Here is a 13012-nt window from a genome sequence, read left to right as displayed (position 1 = left end):
TAATTTAATCGAGTTAACAAAAATTGTTGAACTTTAATTAGGTTATCCCCATATACTTGAGTAATCTTTAAATAAATGAAGTGCAAAGAGAAAATACAATGACGCTTGAGAGAAACGATCGAGTCGAAATCCCTGTGCTAGCACTGCGCGATGTGGTGGTGTATCCACACATGGTGATCCCGCTTTTTGTAGGCCGTGAAAAATCAATAAAATGCCTTGAAGCGGCAATGGATAAAGACAAACAAATTTTCTTAGTTGCACAAAAAGATGCAACTGTAGATGAGCCTGAGAAAGACGATATTTATCGTGTTGGGACAATTGCGACTGTACTTCAATTATTAAAGCTACCCGATGGTACAGTAAAAGTATTAGTTGAAGGCACACAACGTGCGAATATCGAAGAGTTTGTTGATAACGAAGACTTCTTCGTTGCCAATGCACAGTTTATTGAATCGGATTCAGTGAACGAACAAGAACAAGATATCTTTATTCGTAGTGCATTGAGCCAGTTTGAAGGCTATGTAAAATTAAATAAAAAAATTCCACCTGAAGTCATGACCTCGGTATCCGGTATTGATGAGCCTGCGCGTCTTGCTGACACTATGGCAGCACATATGCCATTGAAAGTGCCTGAAAAACAAAAAGTACTTGAAATATCTAGCGTTACAGAACGTTTAGAGTACTTAATGGCGCTGATGGAAGGTGAAATAGACTTATTGCAAGTTGAGAAGAAAATTCGCACCCGCGTTAAAAAGCAAATGGAAAAATCGCAGCGTGAGTATTACCTCAATGAGCAAATGAAAGCGATTCAAAAAGAGTTGGGTGAAATTGATGACGTACCGGATGAATTTGAAGCGTTGAAAAAGCGCATTGAAGAGTCTGGCATGCCATCAGAAGCGAAAGAAAAAGCCACAGCTGAATTAAATAAGCTTAAGATGATGTCGCCAATGTCGGCAGAAGCCAGTGTTGTTCGCTCATACATAGATACGTTAATTAACGTACCGTGGAAAAAACGCTCTAAGGTGAAAAAAGACTTAGCCGGCGCGCAAAAAATATTAGATAGCGATCACCACGGCCTTGATAAAGTCAAAGAACGCATTATTGAGTACCTCGCAGTACAACAGCGCACAAATAAACTTAAAGGGCCAATCTTATGTTTAGTTGGACCGCCAGGTGTAGGTAAAACATCACTTGGACAGTCTATTGCGCGTTCAACGGGTCGTAAATACGTTCGTATGGCACTGGGTGGCGTACGCGATGAGGCTGAGATTCGTGGGCATCGTCGTACTTACATTGGTTCTATGCCTGGTAAGTTAATTCAAAACATGACTAAAGTAGGCGTTAAAAACCCATTATTCTTGTTAGATGAAATTGACAAAATGTCAGCGGATATGCGCGGTGACCCTGCATCAGCATTGTTAGAAGTATTGGATCCTGAGCAAAACAGTCATTTTGCGGACCATTACTTAGAAGTTGATTACGACTTATCTGATGTGATGTTTGTTGCAACCTCAAATAGCTTTAATATTCCAGGTCCTTTATTAGACCGCATGGAAGTGATTCGATTATCGGGTTACACCGAAGACGAAAAGCTAAATATTGCTAAAGAGCACTTAATTCCTAAGCAAATTAAGCGTAATGGTTTAAAAGCTAAAGAAGTTGAAATTGCCGACAGTGCCATCATTGGTATTATCCGTTATTACACCCGTGAAGCGGGCGTGCGTAATTTAGAGCGTGAAGTATCTAAGCTATGTCGTAAAGCGGTTAAAAATATCTTAATCGAAAAAGACACTAAAACAGTGACAATTGATGCAGATAACCTTGAAGAATACTTAGGTGTGCAGCGCTTTGATTACGGTAAAGCAGAAGATGGCGACCGTATTGGCCAAGTTACAGGCCTTGCATGGACAGAAGTAGGCGGTGACTTACTCACGATTGAATGTGCTGCAGTACCAGGTAAAGGTAAGCTGACCTATACAGGCTCGTTAGGCGATGTAATGCAAGAGTCGATTCAAGCGGCAATGACCGTTGTGCGTAATCGTGCTGATGAGCTGCGTATTAATAGCGACTTTTATGAAAAGCGCGATATTCACGTACACGTACCTGAGGGTGCAACACCTAAAGATGGCCCAAGTGCCGGTATTGCAATGGTAACGTGTTTGGTTTCAAGCTTAACCGGTAATGCGGTGCGCTCTGATGTAGCCATGACAGGTGAAATTACCTTACGTGGTGAAGTATTGCCTATTGGTGGTTTAAAAGAGAAATTATTAGCGGCTCACCGTGGTGGGATTAAAACGGTCATCATTCCAAAAATTAACGAACGTGACTTAAAAGAGATACCTGACAATGTATTGGCGGGTCTTGATATTCACCCAGTTACATGGATTGATGAGGTATTAAAGCTTGCTTTAGTGCATCCAGTTGATAGTTTTTCAGTCGAAACACCGAAAAAGCAGTAAAAAAGCCAAAAAAAGTGCTTTTAGGGGCTTTTCAAATCTAAACGGTATGATAAGTTAAGCACTGGTTTTCAAGCCTAGCCCTTGCAGGGCCTAGGCTTAAGAAAAATATAATCATATGAGCTTTAAATAAATGCTCAAAAATTTCAAAACAGTGATGTTAGTTTAAAAAAACAATCGCTCTTGATAACAACAATGAAAGAGGATGATATTGTGAATAAATCTCAATTAATCGATCAAATCGCAGCTGATGCTGACATTTCTAAAGCGGCTGCAGGTCGTGCACTAGATTCATTCATCGAATCTGTATCTGGCGCGCTAAAAGATGGCGACTCAGTTGCACTTGTTGGTTTTGGTACTTTCTCTGTACGTGAGCGTGCTGCTCGTGCAGGTCGTAACCCACAAACTGGTGAAACGATTCAAATTGCTGCTGCTAACATCCCAGCTTTTAAAGCCGGTAAAGCGCTTAAAGACGCAGTAAACTAATCACTGTGTAAACAAATTAGTTATGGCGAGTGAACAATACGCTTAATTATTCTAATCGATGAATTAAGTTACTTCACCGCCAGTTACTTCAAGTGAAAAAGCGTATCTGGTAAGATACGCTTTTTTTACATATGACAAGGTAGAAAAGACCTTGGTCAGAAAAGAGATAAACAAATGCTTGAGAAAATCAGAGAAGGTTCGCAAGGGCCGGTAGCCAAAGTCATTTTAGGCGCGGTGATTTTATCTTTTGCCTTAGCTGGGATCGGTAGTTACTTAGGTCAAACCACAGAACAACCCGTTGCTGAAGTAAATGGAATTAAAATTAGCCAAACAGAATTTAGCCGTGCGTTTCAAAATGAACGTAGCCGCTTAGAACAACAATTTGGTGAATATTTTACCCAAATAGCAGCCGATCCAACTTATATGGCTCAAATACGTCAAGGCGTGATTGACCGTTTAGTACAACAAGAATTACAAAGCCAGTTAGCGACTGAGCTGGGTCTGCGTGTGAGTGATGAAAGTATTCGTCAAACAATTTTAGAGCTTCCTTATTTTAAAATTGGCGATCAGTTTAATAACGACCGTTACTTACAAGTGATTCGTCAAATGAACTTCCAACCTGATTCATTTCGAGAGTACCTTCGTGATGATATGACACGTAGCCAGTTAGTGTCAGCGGTTGCAGGAACTGACTTTGCATTGCAAAACGAGCTTAAATCAGCCATTGCACTGCAACAACAAACTCGCAGCATTGATTATTTAGTCATTGATAAACAAGCAATGCAGGCTGATGTTGACGTTACTGATCAAGAAGTGGCTGATTATTACGAATTAAATGCAGGGCAATTTTTATCGCCAGAGCTTATTTCAGTTAATTACATTGAGTTAGATGCAGATGATATCGATGTTGCATCGGTAAGTGAAGACGACGTAAAAGCATATTATGAGCAGAGTAAAGCGCAATATGTTGAGCCTGAAAAACGTCGTGTATCACATATCTTAATTGATAACAGTGAAGATGACGATGCGGCAAAAGCGAAAGCTGAGTCTTTATTAGCACAGCTTAATGCGGGTGCTGATTTTGCACAATTAGCTGAATCGTCGTCAGATGATATTGTTAGCGCCGAAATGGGTGGTGACCTAGAGTGGATTGAACGTGATGTCATGGAGCCTGCATTTGAAGATGCTGCTTTTGCACTGCAAAACAAAGGTGATTACTCTGATGTAGTAGCCTCTGAATTTGGTTATCACATCATTAAACTTACAGACATTCAATCGCAGCAAGTTAAACCTTACGATGCCGTGAAAGCCGATTTACGTGCTGAACTTGAACAAGCTGAAAAAGTGGATGCGTTTTACGAGAAGCAAACAGAAATGGGTGCGTTAGCATTTGAGATTTCTGACCGCTTAGACGATGCTGCTGAAGTGGCGGGTGTTGAAGTACAATCTACACCGCTATTAGCACTGAGTGCGCTTCCTGAGCCGCTTAATAATCCTGCGGTTATAACCGCATTATCATCAGTTGAATTACTAGAAGATAAAGTAAACTCAGAAGTAATCGAACTAGGTAATGAGCACGTGATTGTGGTTCGTGTTAACGAGCATCAACCGGCTGCAACTAAAGCATTGAGCGAAGTAAGCGAGCAAATTAAAACACGCTTAGTAAACGAAAAAGCGTCGGATCTTGCTAAAGAAAAAGCACGTACCTTATTTGCACAAATCAAAGACGGTAAGAGCTTAAACGATGTTGCTGCTGAGCAGTCACTAAGCGTTCGTCAAGAGTCGCAACTTACTCGTGAAAGCTTTGCTGTTTCGCCTGCTATTGTTACCCAAGTATTTAAAATGGCGCACCCACGAGATGGCGCAGTTTATGATGTAGTTAACTTAAACAATGGTGATGCTGCTATTGTTGCGCTTAACTCAGTCACGGATGCACCAGTGAGTGACAGCATTGAGCCACAAATGAAGCAAAATATCACGATGGCCCAAGCACAGAAAAACTATACGGTATTCATTGAGTCGCTTAAGCAACAAGCGGAACTTAATGTACCAAAAGCAGCGCAACCTGCGGAATAAATAATAGCTAAACTATAAAAGGCGCCAATTGGCGCCTTTTTTGTTTTTGTATTAACAGCTTAATAAGCGTTGAGTAACCTTTGACTGTGGGCTTTGAAAAATAGCTTCAGTGGGACCGTATTCAACAATTTCACCTTTATTGAGAACGACTAATTGGTCGCTAATATGACGCACTAAACTTAAGTGATGGGTGATCAAAATATAGGTTAAACCGGTTTCGAGCTGTAATTTAAGTAATAAGTTAACTATTTGCGCCCTCACAGAGGGGTCAAGCGACGAAAGTGCCTCATCGAGTACAACGACCTTGGGATCTAAAATAAGTGCGCGAGCGAGCGCTATACGCTGTAATTGCCCAATACTAAACATATGCGGATAGTATTGTTGGTGATCAACCAGCAAACCGACCTTAAGTAAAGTACTGCCAATTTTTTCACTGCGCTGATCTTTATCAAAATCGGTATTAAATTTTAGGCAATCGTCGAGCATTTCTGCAATGGTTAGTGCTGGGTTTAACGAGGTGGCGGAGTCTTGAAAAATCATTCGGATATAACGGCACTGAGCATCGCGCTGGCCGTTGTTTTCAATGGTGTTATTTTCTAATAATATTTGTCCGCTGTCTGCACTGTATGCGCCAACTAACAATTTAGCGAGGGTGCTTTTTCCTGAGCCGGTTTCACCAATAATGGCAATCGTTTCACCTTTACCAATACTAAATGAGATGTTTTTTAGTACATCAAATTTTTTACGGCTAAATAAACCTGCACGCATGTTAAAGGCTTTTGACAAGGCTTGAACTTTTAACAAGGGTTGCATTATTTTACTTCCTTGATCAATGGAAAGTGACACGCGTAACTATGGCCGTGGTGTTTAGAGAGTTTAGGGGCAACCACACACTCTTTTTGTGCTTGCGGGCAACGCGGTCCTAAACGACAACCAATCGGTAAATGTTGTAGTGTAGGTATAGTGCCTTTTAATGCATAAAAAGGTTCTTTATGGGCTAAGCCGTGCTCATAATCAGGTAAGCTTTTTAATAAAGCCTGCGTATAAGGATGACGCGGTTGGCTAAAAATACGGTGCGTTGGACCGGCTTCAACCATTTGTCCGCAATACAAAACATGAATACCATGTGACCAATTTACTATTTCTTCTAGCTCATGGGAAATCATCAAAATAGACATATTCTTTAGCTGATTCAAACTTTTTAATAATCGAAATACCTGCGCACGAGTGGTACTTTCTAGTGCGGTTGTTGGCTCATCAGCAATGAGCAATTTAGGTGTACGCGCAATGGCCATGGCTATCATGACTTTTTGACAAACGCCTTCAGAGAGTTCATGAGGGTAGCTATCAAGCACGGCTTCATGATTTTTAATGCCCACTTTGTGTATCAGTGCTTTTACACGATCTTTACGCTCTCGGTTGCGTTTTAAGAAAAACCCTTTGGCGGCCACTTCAGGCAGTGTTTCAGCGATTTGGTTAAATATTTTTGCAGTAGGGTCAAGGCAGCGACTTGGATCTTGGTAAATCATTGCAATGTCTTGGCTGACGGTTTTACGGCGCTGCTCTGGTGTGAGGCGCATTAAATCAACACCGCGCCAATGCATTCTATCGGCGGTTATAACCCAGCGTTCGTTAAGTACGCCTACAATGGCTTTTGCAATTAAGCTTTTTCCTGAGCCGGATTCTCCCACTAAGGCGTGTACTTCACCTTCTTTTAAACTAAAACTTACTCGGTCAACAGCACGAATAGCGGTTTCAGACGTTTGCAGCTCTATGGTTAAGTTTCGAATATCTAGTAAATGCATTTAATCGGCCTTACGCGCTTGTAAAACTTTGCGAAGTCCATCGCCCACCAAGTTTGTTGAAAGAACGGCTAAAAATAGCAGTACACCCGGAAGAGCCACCGTCCATGGCGCTAAATAAATAAGCCCTAAGTTTTCGGCCAAAATAGCACCCCATTCAGTGGTCGGCGGCTGTGCGCCAAGTTTTAAAAACCCTAGCGCAGCAATATCTAAAATAGCTGTGGAGAGGGCCATAGTAAAAATAACCACAATATACTCATACACATTAGGAAAAATACCGCGCGATAAAATATGCCACTTAGAGGCCCCATCGAGCCGGTACGCTGTGACATAATCTTTACCCAGCTCATCAACGATTAGGTTTCTAATGGAATGAATAAACTGTGGTAACAGCGCTAAAATAATTGCCCAAACGGTATTCATTAATCCTGGGCCGAGTATGGCAATAATAATAATGGCCAATAATAATGAGGGGATAGATAAGGTTACATCAAGTAAATGGTTCAAAAAGCTAGAGCGTATGCCTTTGCTTATACCAGCAAATGTACCGACTAACACACCAATTATGGTGGTAATTAGGGCAGCCACGACCGACAAACCAAAAGTATAAGTCGCACCATTCATCAAGCGTGAAAGCACATCTCGGCCTAAGTCATCGGTGCCTAAAATAAACCGCACATCGCCCATTTCATTCCATGAAGGTGGCAGCAGTAGTGCATTACTGTGCTGTTGATTTACTCCATAGGGCGCAAGAAACGGCGCTGTTGCAGCTAATATACTAAAGGCAATAAACACCCATAAACCCACCAAAGCAGGATGGTTATTTTTAAATTTTCGCCATAGTCTCGCTAATGGCGATTTATTTGAATCTTCTGAAAATAAATTAAACTTTGCCATGCGCTTGGTTCCGAGACAGAGGATCGAGTAGGGTGTATGTTAGTTCAGCTATAATTGTGGCAATAATAATAAAAAAAGAAACGGCCATTAACCCCCCTTGTATGGCAGGGTAGTCACGTTGATAAATACTGTCGATTAACCAACGGCCAATCCCCGGCCATGAAAAAATAACCTCGGTGATCATAGCAAGGGTGATCAAGGTGCTAAATTGCAAACCTATTTGCTTTATGACTGGCAGTAATGCATTTCTCAGGGCGTGATGAATAATAAGCTGTCCACGGTTAAGGCCTTTGGCGCGAGCTGTTTTGATAAAGTTTTGATCCATTACTTTTAACATTGATTCGCGAGTAAAGCGCACCAATACAGTAGTCGGATACATAGCCAGTACAATGGTAGGTAACGTTAGGTGATGCAGTGCATCAAGCATTGCCATGCCATTGTAGGGAAAATCAGCAAGTAAAATATCCAGTAAGATAAACCCCGTACTGGCAGGTATTTCATACAATAAGCTCACTCGCCCCGACATAGGAAACCAACCAAGTTTGAGCGAAAAAACCATAATTAGTAATAACGCGAGCCAAAAAATAGGCATAGAATAACCAACCATAGCTGTTGAGCTAATTAATTTATCAGGCCATTGTTTATGATAAGCCGATGCTAAAATCCCGACAGGCACGCCTACTACAACCGAGATGACTAACGCATAAATACTCAGCTCTAAGGTCGCTGGAATTAAATCAACCACGTGAGCAAAAACACTATCTCCTGAGGCAAACGACACGCCCCAATCGCCTTGTACTATTCGCCCAACAAAGGCAATGAACTGCATGAAGTAGTTACTGTTAAACAGGTACTTTTCTTCTAGCTGTGCATTTTGAGTAAAATTAGTGTCTGGTATGCCACTTAAGTTACTCAGTGGATCGCCAGGGAATAAGTAGCTCAGCGAAAAAGTAAAAATACTCAGTAATAACACCATGAAAAATAACAATCCGAGGCGGCGTAAAATATAATCGAATAACATTACTTCTTCCTCGCGTTAGCCAATGAAATAGCGCCAAATGGCCCGAGTGTGATCCCCTCAACATCAGCACTACTTGCCTGAAAACGCATGCCGTGGGCTATTGGGTATAAGGGTAATTGTTCGATGATCATACTTTGTGCAGCGTCGTAATATTGTTTACGTAAATTTAAATCGGTCGTATCGAGAGCTTTAGTTAACAGTAAATCAAATTCAGGATTACACCAGTTCGCTGGGTTTTTGCCACTGAAGGTCGCGGTGCAGCTAAGTAACGGGCTAAAAAAGTTATCAGGATCAGGCGTATCTGCTGCCCAACCTAATAATACACTGTCGTGACGGTGCTCGCCTATGCGTTGAATAAAGGTGTTCCACTCATACTCGACAATATTAACGTTAACGCCAATTTTGCGTAAATCGCTTTGCATCAGCTCTGCCATTTTTCGTGCATTGGGGTTATAAATACGGCTGACAGGCATAGCCCAAATGCTCATATCAAACCCTTTTTCATAACCGGCTTCAGTTAATAGTTTTTTTGCCAGTTGTGGGTCGAAAATTGGCATGTTCTTTTGTGGTTCAAACGCCCACGACGTGGGTGGTAATATTGACCGCGCACGAAGTCCATTACCGTAGTAAACTGCCTGCATTATTTTTTCTATATCAATGGCATGCACTAAGGCTTGGCGTACTTTTAAGTTATCAAACGGAGGGCGTTCGGTATTAAATGCCCAATAACCTATGTTTAAGTTGGTTTCCCTTTCAACGTTAATATCATCTCGCTGAGCTAAAATACTTAACTGTGCACTGCTAGGATGCGCAGTTACGTCACACTCTTTGGTAAGAATTTTAGCAATACGCGTTGTGCCATTAGGGGTAATGTCGTACACCAACTGCTCAAGTGCCACCTCGTGTTTCCAATAGTCAGCGTTTTTATAAAAGCGTACTAAATGGTCTCGTCGGTATTCTTTGTAAATATAAGGACCGGTGCCAACTGGATATTGATCAAATAGGTTTTCTTGGTTGTTGGCTTTGAGCGCCATGGCATATTCTTTAGAGAGCACCACGGCGAAATCGGTCGCCATATTCGCTAAAAAACTGCTTTCTGCGTTAAATAATTCAAACCGAACTTGGTGATCAGACACCCTGACAATTTTACGAATAAGTTGGTCAATACCCACACTTTGAAAGTAGGGGTAATTCGCATCACCGACAAAGTGATAGGGGTTGTATACATCAAATAAACGACTGAAAGTGAAAATGACATCATCAGCGTTAAATTCGCGTGTTGGAGTAAAATACGCGGTGGTATGAAATTTAACCCCTTTGCGCAGAGTAAAAGTGACAGACTTACCGTCTTTGCTAATTTTCCAGTCGGTGGCTAGTTCGCTTTTAAATTCAGCGGTCACAGGGTCAATACTAATTAACCGGTCGTACAACTGGTTAGCAATAATATCGATGGTTGATCCTGTGGTTGTGACTTGTGGATTGAACGACACAGGATTTGCCTCAGCGCAATAAACGAGGCCTTGGTTTTTTTCTTCTAAGATTTCTTCTTTACTATCAATGCAACCTACTAAACTCAATGATAATAAAGCAAGTAATAATTTATGCACCCGCACAACCTCTACTATTCCAGCAAATTGTATTTTTTCAAATAACCACGTAATTGATGATACGTTAAACCAAGTACTTCTGCAGTCTTCTTTTGATTAAATTGGCTATGTTCTAATGCTTTTTTTATTAATGTGATCTCAAATTCATTAGAGAGTGTTTTTAAGTCACAAGGAAACTCAGGTTCTGCGTTACTCAAACTCGGTGTTACAGGCGCTTCTATGGGCTGGGTGTTAACAACTTCATTTTGCACAGCAACAGGGGCTTGTGTATGTTTAATACGTGCTTTAGGTCTAAAGCGGCTTTCGAATGGGTCTAAAATAATTTTATGCACAGGGATGTGTTCATTGCCGTGGCGATACAGACTTCGCTCCACTACATTTTTAAGCTCACGGACATTACCCGGCCACTCATAACTGAGTAAACTTTCTTGTGCATTGCGAGTAAAGCCACTAAATAACTCCCACTCTAAGTCGCGTGCCATATTCATTGCAAATTGCTCAGCCAGTAACATAATATCGTCTTGGCGTTCGCGCAGTGGCGGTAGAGTGATCACATCAAATGCGAGCCTATCGAGTAAATCGCTTCTAAATTCACCTTGCTGCGCTAAATGCGGTAAGTCTTCATTGGTCGCACAGACTAAGCGCGTATCTACTTTAACCGTTTGTTTGCCGCCAACACGCTCAAACTCACCATACTCGATTACCCTTAATAGCTTTTCTTGCACTAGGGCAGAAGTATTTGCCAACTCATCTAGAAATAAGGTGCCGCTATTAGCCCGCTCAAATCGGCCTTCATGGCGTTTACTTGCGCCGGTAAATGCACCACTTTCATGGCCAAATAATTCACTTTCGAGTAGATTTTCGTTTAATGCCGCACAGTTGAGTTTGACGTAACTTTGATCCCAGCGCTTGGATAAAAAGTGTAAACGTGCTGCAATAAGCTCTTTACCGGTACCACGTTCACCAATAATAAGTACGGGTTTATCTAGGTTTGCTAGCTGCGATACCTGATCAAGAACCGATAAAAAGCTGTCTGATTGGCCGAGCAAATTATCCTGTTGGCGATATTGACTCATATTTCCTAACTCTTAGTCATTTTTACTAACAGTTAGTGTATTTCATTATGATTGATAACAAAAGCAATTTGTAATTTGGATTTAACTGTTTGAAATTTATTGCTATTTTAAAATTAAAAAAGTTGGCAAGCATATTGATACTAATAAAAGCAGACACATTTAGATTAAATAATAGAGGTATATGTTATGGGAATTTTTTCACGTTTTGCAGACATTGTTAATTCTAATATCAATGCCATTTTAGATAAAGCAGAAGACCCTGAAAAAATGGTTCGTCTTATTATCCAAGAGATGGAAGATACACTGGTAGAGGTTCGCTCTACATCAGCAAAAACACTCGCTGAGAAAAAAGAATTAGTACGTCGCGTAGATACACTAAAAGCCCAAGTAAACGATTGGCAAGACAAAGCCGAATTGGCACTGAGCAAAGATCGTGACGATTTAGCACGCTCAGCATTACTTGAAAAGCAAAAATCAGCCGACGCAGTTGCTGCGGTAGAAAGTGAACTTGACCATGTAGAGTCTCATATTGAGAAGCTACAACAAGAGGTAACTACGCTACAAGAAAAGCTAGCAGATGCTAAGGCACGTCAAAAAGCGATTATTTTACGTCAACGCTCGGCTGAGTCGCGCCTTGAAGTTAAAAAAGCGCTTGATAGTTCTAAAGTAGAGGATGCACTTAATCGCTTTGAACGTTACGAAACCAAAATTGATGGGCTAGAATCTCAAATAGAGTCTTATGATTTAGGTAAACAAACGTTAGCTGATGAAATTGCAGACTTACAAAAGAATGAAAAGATTGATGACGAGTTAGCTGAACTTAAAAAGAAACTCGCAAATAAATAAAACGATAATATCAGGGGCCACGTGCCCCTGACATCAACATAGAATACGGATTGTCAGGAGAGGATTATGTTTGATCCAGAGATACTAGTTGCCCCCTTTATCTTATTTATGATTTTTGTTGCGCCACTGTGGTTAATTTTACACTACCGTAGCAAAAAGCAAGTAAGCCAAGGGTTAAGTGAGCATGAGCACCGCCAATTATTGGAGCTTGCACAAAAAGCTGAAAAAATGGCTGATAGAGTAGAAACATTAGAAGCGTTGCTTGATCAAGAGTCACCTCAGTGGAGACAAAAAGTATGAACACTAAACGCGAATTATTCAGAGACCCACAACGCGGCAAAATAGCTGGCGTATGTGCCGGTTTAAGTGACTACTTTAATATGGAGTTATGGTTAGTTCGCATTATATTTGTTAGTGCGGTACTACTAACCGGTGGCCCATTATTTGTGGTAGCGTACATTGCAGCATGGTTTATTTTAGATAAAAAACCTGCTGCAACACATAAAACGCATTCAACTTACAGTGATGACCCACTAGAAGTTAAGTTTAAAGTATGGCAAAAGGGCGAGCCACCTCGTCGTGCATTACAAGACTTAAAAGAGCGTTTAACGCGTGTTGATGTTCGCTTACAAGAGATGGAACGTTACGTTACCTCAAGCGAATTTACGGTCAGTCGTGAAATTAATAAACTTTAAAGGATTGATAGGCACCTTGTTTGTAACGTGAACAATTACGGCAGATAGGG

12 protein-coding genes are annotated in these 13012 nt (G+C 41.1%); 6 read left to right on the top strand and 6 right to left on the bottom strand.

The window, feature by feature from the left end:
* Window positions 1-98 precede the first annotated feature (98 nt).
* The 3 genes from lon (at window position 99) to ppiD (ending at window position 5018) form a co-directional block, all read left to right on the top strand.
* The gene (gene lon, locus PISS_RS10750) at window positions 99-2459 is read left to right on the top strand and encodes an endopeptidase La (RefSeq protein WP_013465448.1); all 2361 of its coding nucleotides are present in this window, start codon (window positions 99-101) and stop codon (window positions 2457-2459) included.
* A 126-nt stretch (window positions 2460-2585) separates the two neighbouring features.
* Entirely contained in the window at window positions 2586-2942 is a 357-nt protein-coding gene (locus tag PISS_RS10745; protein ID WP_255314649.1) for an HU family DNA-binding protein, read from the top strand.
* A gap of 174 nt (window positions 2943-3116) precedes the next feature.
* Window positions 3117-5018: a peptidylprolyl isomerase gene (ppiD, locus tag PISS_RS10740; RefSeq protein WP_028834040.1), complete on the top strand. Its 1902-nt coding sequence runs from the start codon at window positions 3117-3119 to the stop codon at window positions 5016-5018.
* Between the two features lie 51 nt (window positions 5019-5069).
* Here ppiD and PISS_RS10735 read toward each other — a convergent pair whose 3' ends face one another.
* The 6 genes from PISS_RS10735 to pspF are packed head-to-tail and all read right to left on the bottom strand — an operon-like array spanning window position 5070 to window position 11421.
* The gene (locus PISS_RS10735) at window positions 5070-5831 is read right to left on the bottom strand and encodes an ATP-binding cassette domain-containing protein (protein WP_013465446.1); all 762 of its coding nucleotides are present in this window, start codon (window positions 5829-5831) and stop codon (window positions 5070-5072) included.
* The gene (locus PISS_RS10730) at window positions 5831-6823 is read right to left on the bottom strand and encodes a peptide ABC transporter ATP-binding protein (protein WP_008111028.1); all 993 of its coding nucleotides are present in this window, start codon (window positions 6821-6823) and stop codon (window positions 5831-5833) included. Before PISS_RS10730 ends, PISS_RS10735 begins: the two co-directional genes overlap by 1 nt.
* Window positions 6824-7717, bottom strand: coding sequence for an ABC transporter permease subunit (locus PISS_RS10725; protein ID WP_013465445.1), 894 nt, complete (start codon window positions 7715-7717; stop codon window positions 6824-6826). It abuts the gene before it with no gap.
* A complete protein-coding gene (locus PISS_RS10720) occupies window positions 7704-8738 on the bottom strand; it encodes an ABC transporter permease subunit (protein ID WP_058155050.1) in 1035 nt (344 codons plus the stop codon). The genes PISS_RS10725 and PISS_RS10720 overlap by 14 nt, the downstream gene beginning before the upstream one ends.
* Window positions 8738-10345 carry an ABC transporter substrate-binding protein gene (locus PISS_RS10715; protein ID WP_013465443.1) on the bottom strand — a complete coding sequence of 536 codons (1608 nt, stop codon included), beginning with the start codon at window positions 10343-10345 and terminating at the stop codon, window positions 8738-8740. The genes PISS_RS10720 and PISS_RS10715 overlap by 1 nt, the downstream gene beginning before the upstream one ends.
* Before the next feature lie 14 nt (window positions 10346-10359).
* Window positions 10360-11421, bottom strand: a complete 1062-nt coding sequence (pspF, locus tag PISS_RS10710; protein ID WP_013465442.1) for a phage shock protein operon transcriptional activator — start codon at window positions 11419-11421, stop codon at window positions 10360-10362.
* A 186-nt stretch (window positions 11422-11607) separates the two neighbouring features.
* Here pspF and pspA point away from each other — a divergent pair, with 186 nt between their 5' ends.
* From pspA to pspC, 3 genes are all read left to right on the top strand, one after another.
* Window positions 11608-12267, top strand: coding sequence for a phage shock protein PspA (gene pspA / locus PISS_RS10705; RefSeq protein ID WP_016899278.1), 660 nt, complete (start codon window positions 11608-11610; stop codon window positions 12265-12267).
* Between the two features lie 66 nt (window positions 12268-12333).
* Window positions 12334-12567 carry an envelope stress response membrane protein PspB gene (pspB, locus tag PISS_RS10700; protein ID WP_008111014.1) on the top strand — a complete coding sequence of 78 codons (234 nt, stop codon included), beginning with the start codon at window positions 12334-12336 and terminating at the stop codon, window positions 12565-12567.
* Entirely contained in the window at window positions 12564-12962 is a 399-nt protein-coding gene (pspC, locus tag PISS_RS10695) for an envelope stress response membrane protein PspC (protein ID WP_013465440.1), read from the top strand. The genes pspB and pspC overlap by 4 nt, the downstream gene beginning before the upstream one ends.
* The last annotated feature ends 50 nt before the right edge of the window (window positions 12963-13012 follow it).

It is taken from the genome of Pseudoalteromonas issachenkonii (assembly GCF_002310795.1).
GTDB classification, from domain to species: Bacteria; Pseudomonadota; Gammaproteobacteria; order Enterobacterales; family Alteromonadaceae; genus Pseudoalteromonas; species Pseudoalteromonas tetraodonis.
The sequence above is the reverse complement of the archived record's forward strand: the minus strand, read 5'-3'. Positions and strand labels throughout refer to the sequence as shown.